Raw genomic sequence first — 15,332 nt, 5'->3', positions numbered from 1 at the left:
AACGAGAATAGTCCGAAACAAATCTGTTTCGGACTAAGGGTTCAATATTTTATCCATTGTATTCAATGTTTTTTATGAAAAGCTTGAATTTTCTGATTTTTAAACTAAGAATAATGTATTACATTAATCAATAGATACTTCTACAGAGACACTAGGTATTGTTGGTGCTGGTGTATCTCCACCATTAGAAGATTGTTGAGGTGAATGTAAACTATTCATGCCACATGCTAATGCACTTATTACTACCATACTTAATACAATCTTTTTTATTTTTTTCATCACTTTAACGCTCCTTTTTTCAAATGTTTCTTACCAGCATTACTGCTAATATAGAAATATTTGCTTGCCTTAACATGGTTATCTGCCTCATAAAATTGAAGTGCTAAAACCTCTGCATATTCTTTTACACAATCCCACATTTCTTCTTTTTCAAAATAAGAAATTGCATCAGTCACTACTTTTTCTAGTTTAATTCTAGGTAATTCTGTGAGTAGTTCATTTAATACTGCAAAACGGTGCTTATATTCCTCATTTCCTGCTTTATTCGTATAGTTTATTCCTTGCTCGATATATGATTTAGCTGTTTCAATGCCTTCTAATTTATAATATGCTCTTGCTAAGACAAATAATGCTTTAAAATGATTCGGTATTTTATTTATAATTTCAGAACTTTGTCGGATCGCCAATGGATATAAATCTTGAATATTATATAACCAGCCTAAATTGTAACGTGCTCTTAATAATAAATGTTCTTCATCATACTTATTAAAAACATCAATAACCGTATTGAGACATTCTTCCGCTTTTTCAAATTCTCTTAGATCTATACATGCTAAACCAAATACATTGTCGCATAAAGCAATATTGATTCCATAACCTACATGGTCTAGGTATATTTCTTTGGCCTTTACTACATGCTGAATCGCTTCAAATGGTTGATAAGATTGATAACAGTAAGTTGAAACTCTATATTCAAACTCGGCTTTTTCTATTTCGTTAGGTATATAGGGTAAAAGTTTCTTTGCCTTTTCATAATGTGTTTTCGCTTCATTATAATTTGCTATAATTGTAAAGTGGATTGCCTTAAAGAAATGATAATAATAAGATAAAAATAAATATTCCTCTTCGATATTAGGGAGTTTTTCTATATTCTTAAAGGAATCTTTTGTAATACTCACTCCATCTACCAAGACTTTATATCTAAAATCTAGTAGTGAGTAATAAAATGATAAATATGGATCAGTTTCTATTACTTTTAAGCTTTCTTTTACTTGTAGATGTGTTTGTTTTGCTTCTTTTACATGATATAAACGAATTTTTTCATACCATTCATTTAATAATTCCATCAATTGCTTATTACTTTTTTCTTGAACAGTCATAATATCCCCCTTTTCTCTGTAAAGGCTTAATCTGATAATAACAGGAAATAGATAGCTTATATGTAACTACGATTTTTTTTATTAATAATAAGAATATTATGAATAATTAAGATATCCTTATTCTATTGATATAGTCAATTTGTTATAAAACAGACCGTCTGTAATAGGCGGTCTGTTGTTTGTTATGGTCGGCGACTGCTATTCTTTTACTCATCTCATATTATATTTAGTTTAAGAATTGAGAATAGAAGAATAGGATTAAAAAAATTAATGTTTTGCCAAATAATTTATTGAATAGACTTAAAGGGATAAACAGCTCTCCTATGGTAAGGCTTTTGAGTTTATTCCTGTTTGGGTTTTTTAACAACTCTTTAAATGTTCGAAAGTTTATTTTATTAACGAAAGACCAATTTGGCATAGCTTTTGTATCTGAATCTATTTTGAAAATGATATGAATACTATGTGGGTGAAAGCCGCCTATACTTAAAATAAGCATAAATCCTAAAATAATGAACCAAGTCATTTTCTAGCGCCTCCTTGCAGTATTTAATATTAAGATATTATTAAGGTTGAGGAAGTGTGCTATTGTCCTTGAAAAATATTGAGAAATTGTTGAGGAAACGATGAGAATGTTGCAATGCAATTAATCGTAGCGTAGTTAACTGTGCTTGTCCTGTTTTTTTGTAAAAAAGGAAAAGAGAACAGTTGCGTAGACTGTTCTCTTAAGGAGCGGAAGCGCTGAACATTTTTCAATGACAATGATTCAAGCCTTCCAATTATAGTGTGTGCAAATAGTTACAATTCATACTACAAGGCAGCTGTAAATTATTCATACATTAAAATTACTTTATTATAGAGGGAGTGTATTACAAAGTACAAAGAGCACTTTTCAAAAGTGCTCTTTGTACGGCGTACATTAGGACTTGAAAGAGGCATCATTGCAATACGAAAGGAGATATCTATATACAACATATGAAGATGATTTGAAAAGGTGATGATAAAAACAAAAAGAACAGTAAGGATGTACCAATTGCTCAGATTAAGGGGAATTGGAGAGGGAGGATTTATATTGTTAGGGAGATTTTTGGATGCTATTCCTATTATAATATTGATACACTATTGAGGTGATTAATAAGAGTGATGTCGAAGCGTTTAAGAGAATAGTTTTCTCATCTCGTGCTTTTTGCCAAGCCTGTGGGCACGTTCCTATTTTATTTTTACGGCTGGGAATGTCACGGTCAAAGTTAAAGTGCTTTCGACAAAAGAACAAATTAGGCTATTGGAACAAAGTAGTTCTGATTATATTAAACTCATTAATACACTGGTATCTGAAATGGTTGAAGTGAAAAAAAGCACGAAGAAAAATACAAAGGATATTGAAGTCAACCTTCCAAGTGTAGTTAAAAATCAAGCGATTAAAGATACGAAAAGTGTGTTTTCTACAAAAGTGAAAAAGAGTAAATATAAAATTGTTTTGATTCTAAAAAGACCTGTTTGTGTGTGGAATAACCAAAACTACTCATTTGACTTCACACACATTTTAATCCCCTTTGTTGGTGAAGAGGGGAGAAATCTCTCTTCTTTTTTGTTCCATGTAAAGTTCGAAGGTGACTTAAGGGGTAAAAAGGTGGATATGTATTAACAAAAACATGTTTGTTCACTTTCGGTAATTTCTAGAGATATTTTTTTAGGGATAGAATATTATAAGTTCGTAGAAATTGACTATATTACAGGAGCATCCACGCTGGGATATAACGGAGAATTAGAGAGTAAAGTAGGATTTGAAAATATTGTGAAAAAGTTAAAAAACACTATTCCTTCCTTTAATTTGCAAGAAAGAATAGCGTATTTATTTTGATAAGATTAACAATATAATATAAAGTTTGAAGATTTTCGGAATTAATCCAGAAATCTTTTTCTTACTTCTGGTGACGGTAACATACAATGTTCTTGTTTACCAAACCATCGGTATCTATTTTTTGCGAATTTTTCATAGCAAAAGTTTCGAATTGGCCTCGGAATTAATATAAAAAGAGTGAAAATCTTCCATATACCTTTCAAATTTCTACAAATGTTTAGTATGGCATCTGATTTAATATAACTATTATTTTTATCTATTAATACTATGCTGTCTATTGTTTCGTCTATTTCATACCTTTTTAATAATGTTTTACCTAATGCACTTTGAAGCGATGCAAATTGAAAATATCCTTTAGGATCCCTCTTAATAATGAATTGAATACTCTGATTACAGAAATTACAATCACCATCAAATAATACAATGCTCTTCATAATTTTCTCCTTCCTATAATTATTGGCATTTTATTTAATTATTACCAATATATATTATTTTAGTTTAAAAATTAAGAATAAACAAACTAAAAGGTAAAAAATATCTTAATGCTATGAAAGAATCTTAAAAATTCTAAATATGGGTTTATATATGTTTGCAATTATAGTGGTAATATGTATTGTGAACAACATATTACCATAGTACAAAGGGGAGAGTATTAAAATTATTCAATAAATTTGTAGTGATAACAATAATTTAACATAAATATACAAAAAAGAGGAATTAATCTAATTATTCCGGAAAATATTTTTTGCCTACTTCAACCTTTTTAAAATTTCTTGAAAGGGTATATTATAGTTAATAGTTTTGAACTACCCCCACTTTCACTTCGTTTAGAAGTGAGGGATTCCTAAGTAAAGAGTTCTATCGAACTCTAATTGATTAGGCTAACCCCGCAGTCCTTGCGGTTAGAAGCCTTATCGCTTCATTCTTTAGATTGATACTTGCGTTAATATCTCTATCATGATGTGTTTGACATGAAGGGCAAAACCATTTACGTAGGTTTAGATTTTTAACGTCTTTATTTTGATACCCACAACAAGAACATAATTGGCTGGAAGCAAATGTTTTCGATACGACAATGACTTGTTTGCCATACCATTTTGCTTTGTATTCTAACATGGATCGAAATTGCGACCAAGATACCTCACTAATTGCTTTTGCTAACTTATGATTCTTTAACATATTCGATACTTGCAAATCCTCTATACCGATAACATCGTGGTTTTTGATGATTTCAGTTGAAATTTTGTCCAAGTAATCTTTTCTAGCATTGGATATGTATTCATGAATTCTAGCTACCTTTACTCGTTGTTTATTCCAGCGAGAACACCCAATTGTTTTATTGATTAGAATTGCTTGTGCCTGATTTGGATAGATACGAAACTTATAGGCTTTATTAATCATTATTTGATTCACCTCCATTTCGGTATATGACTATTATACACCGAACATACATTCGATAGGTAGTGGAGTAACACTTTCTGTATGTCGAACAAGGGATGGCTTCCTGCCATTCCTTGTTCGAAGCCAATTCATCTCCCGCCTACTCACTGGGCTGTGACCCTTCACGCTCCTTGAGGAAGGAGTCTTCTTGGCTAAAATGATAAAATTTAAATTTAGATATTAATAAACATGAAAGTATTGTGATTACTGGAAAAAGTGGTAGTGGGGAATCGCCTTTAGTTGATTTGCTATTAAAAATACTTGATCCTGATAATGGTGATATTTTAATAGATAGGCAAAATGTTAAACAATAGAAGAGTGATGAATTTAGAAAGAAAATCGGGTTAATGCTTCAAGATGAAGTGCTCTTTAGAAGGGATTTTGGGGAATTTAGATTATTACGATATTAGATATAATCATTTAAAAACACAAAATTCTATTCAAAAATTAAATCTAAGTAATTATATTCAATTTCAAAGAATAAATGATGTTGTTATATCCGAAGATTGAATGAATTTATCGGATGGACAAATATTAGTTATATTATGTGTATTATTGAAAAATATCCCATTTTAATTTTAGATGAACCTACTATTATTTAGATGGGGAAACAGCAGATTATGTAATTAATAATTTATTTCATATTCCTTAAACCAAAATTATTATTACTCATAATGAAAAGATTTTGTAACATGTAGATAAGATTGATGAACTTACTGAAGGACATTTGGAGCAAAAAGATATAGATTTAAAATATAAAATAATATGAATAAGATATATATATATAGCACTATTTTGTTGGTCAATACCAACAACTTTAAAATAGCTAAAGAGAAAATAACCATCTTATTAATATGTAATTAGTATTTTTACTTCAGATAATAAAGAATATAATAACATGTTCTCAATCAGTTCTTTTATCGGCCGAGTTAATTTGTTTTCCTCCTTAATGATTTCACATATGCCGTCAAATTGTGTTGTTCATGCTGCAAAAGGAGTTCATTTTACCATATTATCAAGCTGAGGGTCCTAGCTATATGAATGTCTTTATCATTTTACATATATATAGTTTCTCATAGTGAGTTTAGGTGTTAATAAATAAGATATAAAAAAGACCTGACATAATAATATCAGATCTTTTTTATATCTTACTTTACACCAATTGCATCATAAGCCTTCGTTACTGCCTGTACTTCTTTCGAGTTCTCACCATATAAATCTTTTGCTGATTGAATTGCAGCTTGACGCATCATGCTAAAGTTCGAATTTGCTGTTAAATATTTTGTAAGTGCACGATAATAAATTTTCTCCGTTGCTTCGCGGCCAACGCCTTTTACTGATACTCCATAATGTGTTCCGCCTTCAGCAATTAAATATGCCGCTTTATTGTTTATACTACTGTTAATATGAACACCACCGTAATCCAACTCACCAGTGTAAAGCTTGCTGTAATGATCTGGGTAATGATCTGGAAAATCATGCATTGGACTTGGTGGAATTGAAATTGATGTTGGGTCACTTAAAGAGCGGAGCGCATCCCCATCGGTGTCTGGTGTATAAATATCCTCACCAAGCTGCCAGTCATCACGGTCTACCATCGCTCCAAAAATATCAGATATAGATTCGTTCAGTGCACCTGGTTCGTTTTCATATACTAAATTCGCAGAATGCTCTGTTACTGCATGCGTTAACTCATGAGCAATAACATCTAAACTTGCGGAGTACGGTAAGAATATTTCGCCATCCCCATCCCCATATAGCATTTGTCTTCCATTCCAAGCTGCATTGTTCCATTGATCGCCGACATGAACAGTTGAAATTAATTTTGCCCCTTTATTATCAAACGAGTTACGGTCAAATGTTTTTTTGAAATAATCGTATACTTTTGCTGTATTTACGTGGGCATCAACTGCAGCTTTATCCTGGAACATTTTTGATTCACTTACTACTTCCCAACCTGTGAAGCGAGATCTTTCCCATTCCTCATACAGCCATGGTACAGAGGAATTTCTTGCGTCAAGAGTATGAATTCCATTCCCTCGTGTACCATCCAACAAATGATATGAACCTGTTTTATTTTGCTCAATTTTAAATGAAGTTCTTTGTCCGAGTACGCCATAACCGAAGCCTTCCATATGATCGATTGCATTATATTTATTGATAACATTTCCATTTGTCGCATTAATGAAATAATGCCAATATCCTGGTTCTGGCTTAGAAATAGAAGCTTTTACTAAATATGATAAGTAGTAATTGCCGTCTTTCTCATATACAAATAAATCTTTTTTGATACTATCGTAATCCTCTACTTTTCCAATTTCTTTCTCGATATCTGCTTTTGCAATTTTCTCAGCTTCTTCTTGTGAGATGTTGGGTTCAGCTGGGATGTTTTTACCAGCCACATCAGGAACAACCTGTCCAAAAAATGCTTTTACATTGTTATTTTCATCAAGTGCAATCGTTTGATCCGATCCATAAACGGGCACATTGTTATGCGTCTCAACTAATTTCACATGCGTTGTATTTGTCTTTTCATCTTTCTCTTCAGATACAATTTCAAAGTGCTTTTCCATATTTCCTGCTAATTTAAACATTTCTTTCTTACTTTTTAAATACTCGAACACCGTTTCTTTTTTATCTAGTCCTTTCGGCGCTTTCCACTCTTCCCCAATATAAGATGGTGTCTGGAATTCTTGGTTGTATTGAATTTTTTGTTCTGCTGCATATGTACGTGGCGTACCTAATGTCGCAAATGTCCCTAAAGCCATAGATAAAGCTAGTGTTGAAGATAAAACTTTCTTTTTCAAAAATAACACTCCCCATCCCTAATTTCACATATTCCATTTTTTTGCATATATCTATCTTTTTGACACTTTTATATAATTCTGAATATGATAATAATAACCTCTGAATAAAACTTTAGAAAATTAATACAGAAAATTCTAATAATTGTTATATAAAAAAGTCCACTTATTTTTATAAGTGGACTTAAAGATAATATGTTTTTATATTAACCTTCAATCGTTTCAACAGTACTTTCAAAATAATAAAAGAATAAGTTGGGATGCTGTATGTAATGGAAGGCGCATGTGTAGTATTAAGTGGTGGAAATATCGTGAAATATGATATAGAAGAACGTCCGGAATGTAGCAAGTTAATTAAAACTCTGTATAGACGATCAATGGGATATGAAGGACCTAATCTTTACTATTGGTGTTATCTGAAACGTGTGAAGAAGAAAAGGAAATGCACGTGCAAAAATAAAAATCCCAGCACTTTAAGCAGAGATTTAGAGAAGAAAATTTGTTGCAATTGTCGATTCCATAATAATAACTGTTAAGAATTTAATAGTATAATTTATCATTTTAGCCAAGAAGACTCCTTCCTCAAGGAGCGTGAAGGGTCAAAGCCAAGTGAGTAGGTGGGAGATGAATTGGCTTTGAAAAAGGGATGGCAAGGAGCTATCTTAATTGTTCGACATACATAAAGTGTTACGTCACTATCCATTGAATGTACGTTTGGTATATAATAGCCATACATATAAAGCAACTAACTCCTGTGCTTGATATTTACTTTTTCGTTGTACAAATCCTTTTTCTTTGACTAGGTTTTATAGAACATGAGGAGACATATGCTGCTGTAATTCTTCAGCAATCGGTTGAAGTTCGTCAAGAATCGAAAGAGTCATAAAGAAAAAATATGCCATCCTTTCCTATAATTCCACAGAAAGGATAACGTATTTTTTACTTTATGGGTAGTGTAAAACCTTAGATTGATAGCGATGTGATAATGCCCCTTTTTTAGATTCATACTATCATTATGTACAAGATTAGGAGATTACTTGTAAGAGTCCTGGGATGACTGCAACCGTGCTGTGTTATAATTCTAAAGTACTGACATTTCATGTAGGACTTATAGATGTCGGTTTGACATATGAAATGTAAAATCAATCCGTCATTTTGAAGGTTCAGGCTACCAATATTTAAACTATCATTCGAACTAAAAGAAGTACAAGGAGGAAGGTATATCTATTAAGATAGTGAGATATACCAAATTAGAAATGAACATTAAATTTAATAAAAAAGTAGTAGCATTCACGGCAGGATTAACGGTATTATCTTCACCATTGGTATCGTTTGCAGAGGAACAACAATCAGTAAACAATAAGCAATCTACAAGCCTTCAAGTGCAAGAGAACACAGACCAAATTCAAACAACAGATGAACAGGCTTTAAAAAGTATTGAAGCTAGTTTTGAAGAGGTAGACGGACGTGGTGGAGGTACTGTCGACAATAAGAAAGCAGATAGTCTTCAACGCTCAGAGGGTATTCATGAAGAAACAGGCACATTAACTGTTCCTAACAATTCAAACAGAACAAAACGTAGTCTGTCTCCCATATCACCTAGCACCTCTAGTACAATAAACGGTGTTCCATTCACTGAATGGATTGTTCCAGCAGGTAACGATAATATTCGTCCTCAAAACTACATGAGTCCAAAGTATATTACAATTCATGAGACTGATAATACAAGTGTAGGAGCAGGTGCTAGAAACCATGCTCAATACCTATATAACCAAGCAGTAGGGAACACGGACCGAGCTGCATCGTGGCATTTTACAGTAGACGATAAAGAGATTTATCAACATCTACCATTAAACGAGAACGGATGGCACGCAGGAGACGGTGATGGTCCAGGTAATAGAGAATCTATTGCAATTGAAATTGCAGTTAACAGTGACGGAAACTACAGTAAAGCGGTAGATAACGCTAAGAAACTTGTAGCTTATTTAATGAAAGAAACTGGTGTACCGTTAAATAATATTGTAAAACACCAAAAATGGAGCGGTAAAATCTGTCCTGCTAACATGATTAATAATGGGCAATGGGATGTATTCGTAAATAGTGTTGAGGGGTATTATAATAATCTTTATCAACCAAAAGATGACATTACAGGAGGTTGGTATGAAGAAGCTATTCGAGAGTTAAATAGAAGGGGTATTATGATAGGGGAAGGAAACGGGGTTTTCGCACCCAATAGAGCGATAACAAGAGCCGAATTTGCTCAATTAATCTCTAACTCTCTAAACCTGCCAGCGGGAGATGCTTCATTTAAAGACCTAAACGATGCAAATTCAACTTTACGAGATGGTATTAAACGTACTGCAAGTGCAGGTATCATTCAAGGTAGAGGAGATGGTTATTTTGACCCAAACACACCTATTACAAGAGAAGAATCAGCAATTATTGTAAACAAGGCTTTACAGTATAAAGGTATATGGGGACCAGTTGTAAACCTACCATTCTCAGACAAAGACCAAATTAGCTATAAAGAAGATGTACAAAGATTGTATGGCTTAGGTATTGTCAAAGGTAAGGGTGAAAATCAATACGACCCTAAAGGAACAACAACTCGTGGTGAAACAGCAACATTCATTCTAAATATGCTACAAGTAATTGAAAATGGTAGTGTTGAAAAGGTAGTTGGAACGGCTCAAATTAATGGTATTGGGGTAAATGTTCGAAGCGGGTCAGGTACAAACTATTCTATTGTTAGAAAGACAAGTAAAGGCGAAAAAGTTACAGTATATGAAGAAAAGAATGGTTGGCTAAGAATTGGAACAGGTCAGTGGATTTATTATGACTCTAGTTATATCGATTATAACAGATTATAAAAGACTAAATACTTAAAAGAACAGGTCATATTTGGATATATAACTTACTCTCAGGTTGTGAAGAAGACTTTCTTCACAACCTGTTTTTGTGACTGGCCCCTCTATTACCTATCAATACTGATGAAAAGAGGAGAAGGAGAGATTCATTATGGTGCTGGAATTGGGAAATCATCGTAATTAGCGTGTATGCAATTAGAGGCTAATGTTTTTGTGATAATTAAGCAGAGGTCACTATACATACCCATCCAGCCCATATTATGAAATACCTTAAAACGAAAAAATGAGCTGTATTGTTACAAGTTAGCACAAAATTTCGTTCTGAGGGTACTATAAAACCTTCGCTTGATAATAAAGAGATAACATTAACTTTGTTGCCTAGAATTGCTTGTGCTAGGTGTGGGTAGATTCGAAATTTATAGGCTTTATTAATCATCACTTAATTCATCTTCATTTTGGTATGTTTCTTCTTGGTTAAAATCATAAAAAATGCAAAAAGAACTTGTAGGCATCACTACAAGTTCTTTTTTTGATAATATAAAAAGGTGAAACAAACTATCTCATTACTCGTAACAGGGAAACTATCTTACTTAAGACTTGGTTTCATTATATAACAAATATCAACATGCTTTAATGCGTGAAAATTATGTGAATTAGCGAGCGAAATTTTATCTTCACTCTTAAAAATTCCACTTATTCATTTTTCCCCTTATATCAATGTTGAATAGATTAACAATATTTGCTAATAGGATGAGAATACATTAATATAATGTAATATAAAGTAATTTGTATGAAATAAGGATAAAAATTATATATAACTAATTGAACGTTTAGCCGATGATTATTGGAGTAAGTTAAATAATGAATTACGTTTTATATATGAATCTTTCCGGGGAATAAGATACGTAATTAAGATATTTGATAGAAATAGAGTGCGAATAATGACAGAGACGCTAACTTTGGGGTGACACTAATCAACTTGAAATGTTATGGCGTTATACAAGTACTATAGCCAAAAAGTGATCTGTAATGAATATCAAAGAGGCTTACGCAAAGTTATATAAGAGTCTATGTGCGTATGGGAAGAATAGCGTTTATAGGGAGAAGCATAAGGAGTCAATTCAATATATGTAACGGGGGAATAATATTATGAAATTTAATACGAAATTATTAAACAAATTACTTATATTAAGTGCAACGTCTGTTTCAATTTTCAGTGCCTGCTCTGTAAAGGAAGATGGGGATTACGATCCATATAAGAAACAAGACTCTATAGAAGTCGCAAAGGTCGAAGAGGAGAAGTCTAATCCCCCTAAGATCGAAGGGGAGAAGTCCAATCCGCCTAAGGCCAAAGAGGGTACAGAAGAACCTAAGAAGAAAAAAAAGGTACAACAAGTGGAGGAATCTAAGAATAAAGATGAGGAAACCAATGACAAATATCCGCATTATAAAGATGTGCATGAAGACGGATCAACAGTATCACTAGAACAGTATAATCAAATCAAGGTTGGAATGCCTGCGGACAAAGTCATAGAGATAGCAGGAAAGCCTGGATCCAGCGAAACAACTAAATTGTTCTCTATCTACATATATTTAGGTCACGGTGGACACGGTTCGATGACTATAAAGTTTGATTCTAATAGAAATGTAACGAACAAAGAGCAAGATGGTCTTAGCAATACTGCAGTTAAAGATGAGAAGGCTAGCAAAGAACATGAAGACCCTAATCCTGAATCTGTTAAGAAATCTAGTGCTATAATTCCAAACGATTTTTGCGGACATGGACATGACGAAACGAAGGAGCTAGCGCACGACTGTGAAAAAATTACTGATAAGAAGGCATATAGAAGATATCAACTACAACAAAAGAGAGAAGAGCGAAAAAGACAAATTAGGGGCGAAGAACAGGAATTAATTGATTACGATCAGGGGGATGCAGCTTACAAGGAGCAGCAGCGTATATACGAAGAAATACAACGTAGAACAGAAGAAAGGGAATCGATTGACTACGATTACGATCAAATTAGAGCTGTTAACAAAGAAAGGCAGCGTATGTACGAAGAAATACAAGAGTGAGATGAAGAAAAAGAGTGTAAAGTGTAAACTAAAAAAGCTAAATGGTACGAGGAGTATATTTCATAGATAGGAATTTGAATTATTGAAAAATCAAAATATGGAAGAGTAAATAAAAGACGCTAGTTGGCGTCTTTTATTTATCATTATTAGTAAAACTTCACTGGTGATTACTATTAATATTATAATATTTGATCTTGGAATTAACTTATTAGATAATGCTTATTGATTGTATAACATCTGACAAATGACTAAAGATAATAAAAAAATTCTTGATACAAAAATCTAAATTGTATAATATATAGGTATATTGTTATTGTTGAATTCCGTTTATTCCCACGCCTTATGTGTTGTGGTTGAGTTGCAGAAGCAAGTTGTGTTCTTGTTTCAATTTTGAAAGGGCTTCTTTGAGCCGATTAGTGCATATATGGCTTATTTTGTTATGCACATTTTTAATCGACTTGAAGAAGTCCTTTTTATGTTGTTTTCAAGTTGCAGGTGGGATTATTTATGATTCATAACAAAATGAAATAAAATAATGTTTGAATAGTATTAGTTGATCTAAAAGAGTAATCTAAAGAGCCGGATGATATATTGATTGATATAGATAAGTTATTAGGGAGTGCAAATGAAGAACTACGATATAAATCATGTGATGGTAGTTTATACAGGGGAAAAGGAAGAACTAAGTGATATGAATACTTGGAGCTTCCTTTTTTATTGCAATTAGAAATCTGGTAGATGATTATGCATATAAAAATGATTTAGCGGAAAAATTTTATTTAATTTCAATACATAGAAGAAAAAGAAAAAAACAAATTCGTAAAGGGCTAGTTTAAGTGCGATTCATTTGAATAATTGAGAGGGGAAATGTATTGGTGAAACGTCTTGTTTCTTGCTGACCAAGGGAATGCAGGATGATTAGTAAGGAGTAAGAGCGTATTACTACTCTCACAAAGGAAATTACATTAGAAAAGGGTCTGTCAGTGTTTACAATTTATTTGTTACATCGGTCTAAAAGAATTTGGATGGAGAAGTAAATGCTAAGTGAGAACATGAATGACATTTCTAGAACTTGAACAATTGTGCTTTTTGTTAATAGTGAAAATCAGAAGTAGAAGAGGCACAAGCGTTAAAGTGGACTGCAAAAGTGACAGAAAGAGAACAAGGATTAACGTTATTTATAAAGATATCTAATAAGAAGTGCTATCGGATTTATACAGAAGGAGGGATAATACCAGAAAATATATGAATGTATATAAAATTTGAGGTGAATCCACCTATTTTCTATACATTAGTTGAATCAAACAATAGATGACTAGGGGGTGTATAACATCCATTTCCCAGTTAAATTTTCTTAGATAAATAGCATGAAATACAGTATGTTCTCACTCATTTGTATAAGGATAAAATAGCCTTTTATTTTTATGCAAATGAGTGAAACAGAACGATTCACCATATAAGAATATTCGACTATAATGAAACACTGTACGTCATTGTAATATTAAGATGTTTTAAGATTAAAGTGATTATTAGTCATAAAATATGAGTTTCGAGACCTCAGCAAAATATTGCAATGCTTTATATACATGAGATTGTAAAAATTATTTTATTAAAATTACTGGAGGCTGATGAAATATGATAATAGATCATATAAGCAACAATGTAGTAAAAAAATTGGAACAAACGGTGCGCTATGAAAAGAAACAGGTACAGGTATTACGTGTAAGTAAAAGTAGTTCTAATATGCACGCTTACATGATTTTCCCAGAATTCTCAGAGGTTAAAATTTCAAATACTGAACTGGATGAATATATAGAAAATCTATCAACAAGTCTGAAATATGTCATTGATCGCAAGTTAAGTCTACAAGAAATTGAAAAACAAAATCATTCTTTCATTATGACATGCGCAGTCGAGGAAGATGGTGTTATAGATGATGAAACGATTCATTTTAATACGACGTATGTTAAGCCACCTACACTTGCGAGTAAGGTATTTAAGCTAGTGTGTGGTTTAGAAAATCGTTTGAATAGCTTAAAAGAGTTACATATAACAGTATTAAATAATAATATTAATCGAATTGAAATAGAGTTTTATAATGAAAATGAAACATATGTAGCAGTAGAAAAAGAAGAAATTGCAAATGCGATTATGGGGGCATATACAAAAGCCAATATCTATTATTCCGCAGATCTCCGTTATGTTGCAGAAGGAAATGAAATCAAATTAAAGAGCATTAAGCCAAAATTAGCGGGTGATGTGTTGTGAAGCGAGAAAAAGGGATGATTGGAGTTTTATGTACATTTGTTTTTATGATCCTAGTACTCATACCTTTACATACAGCTCATGCATCTGTAAAAGTGGATTTTAATAAATTGAAAGGAAATGATGTTTCTTCATCTTTTAACGAAGGATTAAACAATCGAACAAAAACGACAGAGAAAGACGATTCATTTGGGTCATCAATTATACAAAAAGTTGAGGGTATGTATGCACCAGCTTTTAAAGTAGGGGTAAATATCTTTTCTATCTCTTTCATATTAGGTGTTATTGTCATGGTTATGGCGTTAATTACAAAGAATGGTCAATGGATGAAATGGGCAACAGGGAGTATGATTTTCTCGTTCGTTAGTATGATGGCAATGAGATTAAGTGTATATTTCTTATTTAGTTCGGATGTATTTTCGTTTATGAACATTTTTACGGATTTTTTAGACCTGTTTAAAGCAACAGCACTTATTTTTACACCCTTTATGTTAATTGCAGGAATTCGTTTACGAAGAATTCATGAGAGTACAAAACAACCTGAGTATTATCGTTGGTCTAATCGCGTTATAACGGGATCTTGTTTACTATGTATGTTAGCCGTACTGGCTCCATGGTTATTTGCGAATATGTAAAGAAATAT

The 15,332-nt window shown here is 32.4% G+C and carries 11 protein-coding genes and 4 pseudogenes; 6 read left to right on the top strand and 9 right to left on the bottom strand.

What is annotated here, in order from left to right; translation table 11 throughout:
* Window positions 1-123: 123 nt before the first annotated feature.
* From N2V92_RS01735 to N2V92_RS01725, 3 genes are all read right to left on the bottom strand, one after another.
* Window positions 124-279 carry a Phr family secreted Rap phosphatase inhibitor gene (locus N2V92_RS01735; protein WP_170264884.1) on the bottom strand — a complete coding sequence of 52 codons (156 nt, stop codon included), beginning with the start codon at window positions 277-279 and terminating at the stop codon, window positions 124-126.
* Window positions 279-1,379, bottom strand: a complete 1,101-nt coding sequence (locus tag N2V92_RS01730) for a response regulator aspartate phosphatase (RefSeq protein WP_097855550.1) — start codon at window positions 1,377-1,379, stop codon at window positions 279-281. The genes N2V92_RS01735 and N2V92_RS01730 overlap by 1 nt, the downstream gene beginning before the upstream one ends.
* Before the next feature lie 226 nt (window positions 1,380-1,605).
* Window positions 1,606-1,902 (bottom strand): hypothetical protein, encoded by a 297-nt coding sequence (locus N2V92_RS01725; RefSeq protein ID WP_088346263.1) that lies wholly within the window; start codon window positions 1,900-1,902, stop codon window positions 1,606-1,608.
* A 690-nt stretch (window positions 1,903-2,592) separates the two neighbouring features.
* On the opposite strand from N2V92_RS01725, the pseudogene N2V92_RS01720 reads away from it, so the two are divergent.
* A pseudogene (locus N2V92_RS01720) lies at window positions 2,593-2,934 on the top strand (RNA-guided endonuclease TnpB family protein); the annotation flags it as partial.
* Between the two features lie 344 nt (window positions 2,935-3,278).
* Here N2V92_RS01720 and N2V92_RS01715 read toward each other — a convergent pair.
* Together N2V92_RS01715 and N2V92_RS01710 are read right to left on the bottom strand one after the other, a co-directional pair.
* On the bottom strand, window positions 3,279-3,671 hold the full coding sequence (locus tag N2V92_RS01715; RefSeq protein WP_021728638.1) for a thiol-disulfide oxidoreductase DCC family protein: 393 nt from the start codon (window positions 3,669-3,671) through the stop codon (window positions 3,279-3,281).
* Between the two features lie 442 nt (window positions 3,672-4,113).
* A complete protein-coding gene (locus tag N2V92_RS01710; RefSeq protein WP_445662003.1) occupies window positions 4,114-4,638 on the bottom strand; it encodes an RNA-guided endonuclease TnpB family protein in 525 nt (174 codons plus the stop codon).
* Between the two features lie 239 nt (window positions 4,639-4,877).
* Between N2V92_RS01710 and N2V92_RS01705 the strand changes: the two genes are divergently transcribed.
* Complete coding sequence (locus tag N2V92_RS01705) at window positions 4,878-4,991, top strand: ATP-binding cassette domain-containing protein (protein ID WP_021729497.1); 114 nt, start codon at window positions 4,878-4,880, stop codon at window positions 4,989-4,991.
* A 469-nt stretch (window positions 4,992-5,460) separates the two neighbouring features.
* Here the strand turns inward: N2V92_RS01705 and N2V92_RS01700 are convergent.
* The 3 genes and pseudogenes from N2V92_RS01700 to N2V92_RS01690 all read right to left on the bottom strand — a co-directional run.
* Window positions 5,461-5,640: pseudogene (locus N2V92_RS01700) on the bottom strand (YolD-like family protein); the annotation flags it as partial.
* Window positions 5,641-5,825: 185 nt separating this feature from the next.
* Window positions 5,826-7,484 carry a M4 family metallopeptidase gene (locus N2V92_RS01695; protein ID WP_170265040.1) on the bottom strand — a complete coding sequence of 553 codons (1,659 nt, stop codon included), beginning with the start codon at window positions 7,482-7,484 and terminating at the stop codon, window positions 5,826-5,828.
* A gap of 722 nt (window positions 7,485-8,206) precedes the next feature.
* Window positions 8,207-8,365, bottom strand: a pseudogene (locus N2V92_RS01690) (IS4 family transposase); the annotation flags it as partial.
* Window positions 8,366-8,737: 372 nt separating this feature from the next.
* Between N2V92_RS01690 and N2V92_RS01685 the strand changes: the two are divergent.
* On the top strand, window positions 8,738-10,351 hold the full coding sequence (locus tag N2V92_RS01685) for an S-layer homology domain-containing protein (protein WP_170265038.1): 1,614 nt from the start codon (window positions 8,738-8,740) through the stop codon (window positions 10,349-10,351).
* 367 nt (window positions 10,352-10,718) lie between these two features.
* Here the strand turns inward: N2V92_RS01685 and N2V92_RS29950 are convergent.
* Window positions 10,719-10,787: pseudogene (locus N2V92_RS29950) on the bottom strand (helix-turn-helix domain-containing protein); the annotation flags it as partial.
* 710 nt (window positions 10,788-11,497) lie between these two features.
* Between N2V92_RS29950 and N2V92_RS01680 the strand changes: the two are divergent.
* The 3 genes from N2V92_RS01680 to N2V92_RS01670 all read left to right on the top strand — a co-directional run bounded on the left by N2V92_RS01680 (window position 11,498) and on the right by N2V92_RS01670 (window position 15,324).
* Window positions 11,498-12,424 (top strand): hypothetical protein, encoded by a 927-nt coding sequence (locus N2V92_RS01680; protein WP_170265036.1) that lies wholly within the window; start codon window positions 11,498-11,500, stop codon window positions 12,422-12,424.
* A 1,635-nt stretch (window positions 12,425-14,059) separates the two neighbouring features.
* On the top strand, window positions 14,060-14,692 hold the full coding sequence (locus N2V92_RS01675; RefSeq protein WP_170265034.1) for a hypothetical protein: 633 nt from the start codon (window positions 14,060-14,062) through the stop codon (window positions 14,690-14,692).
* Window positions 14,689-15,324 carry a hypothetical protein gene (locus N2V92_RS01670; RefSeq protein ID WP_170265032.1) on the top strand — a complete coding sequence of 212 codons (636 nt, stop codon included), beginning with the start codon at window positions 14,689-14,691 and terminating at the stop codon, window positions 15,322-15,324. Before N2V92_RS01675 ends, N2V92_RS01670 begins: the two co-directional genes overlap by 4 nt.
* The last annotated feature ends 8 nt before the right edge of the window (window positions 15,325-15,332 follow it).

The sequence above is a fragment of the Bacillus sp. CH_48 genome (assembly GCF_038008465.1).
Taxonomy (GTDB): domain Bacteria; phylum Bacillota; class Bacilli; order Bacillales; family Bacillaceae_G; genus Bacillus_A; species Bacillus_A thuringiensis_S.
The sequence above is the reverse complement of the archived record's forward strand: the minus strand, read 5'-3'. Positions and strand labels throughout refer to the sequence as shown.

Excerpts from the sequence above, each read along its gene's own strand:
- N2V92_RS01730 (WP_097855550.1), bottom strand. The coding sequence starts at position 1,379 with ATGACTGTTCAAGAAAAAAGTAATAAGCAATTGATGGAATTATTAAAT.
- N2V92_RS01680 (WP_170265036.1), top strand. The coding sequence starts at position 11,498 with ATGAAATTTAATACGAAATTATTAAACAAATTACTTATATTAAGTGCA.
- N2V92_RS01715 (WP_021728638.1), bottom strand. The coding sequence starts at position 3,671 with ATGAAGAGCATTGTATTATTTGATGGTGATTGTAATTTCTGTAATCAG.
- N2V92_RS01725 (WP_088346263.1), bottom strand. The coding sequence starts at position 1,902 with ATGACTTGGTTCATTATTTTAGGATTTATGCTTATTTTAAGTATAGGC.
- N2V92_RS01685 (WP_170265038.1), top strand. The coding sequence starts at position 8,738 with ATGAACATTAAATTTAATAAAAAAGTAGTAGCATTCACGGCAGGATTA.
- N2V92_RS01735 (WP_170264884.1), bottom strand. The coding sequence starts at position 279 with ATGAAAAAAATAAAAAAGATTGTATTAAGTATGGTAGTAATAAGTGCA.
- N2V92_RS01710 (WP_445662003.1), bottom strand. The coding sequence starts at position 4,638 with ATGATTAATAAAGCCTATAAGTTTCGTATCTATCCAAATCAGGCACAA.
- N2V92_RS01675 (WP_170265034.1), top strand. The coding sequence starts at position 14,060 with ATGATAATAGATCATATAAGCAACAATGTAGTAAAAAAATTGGAACAA.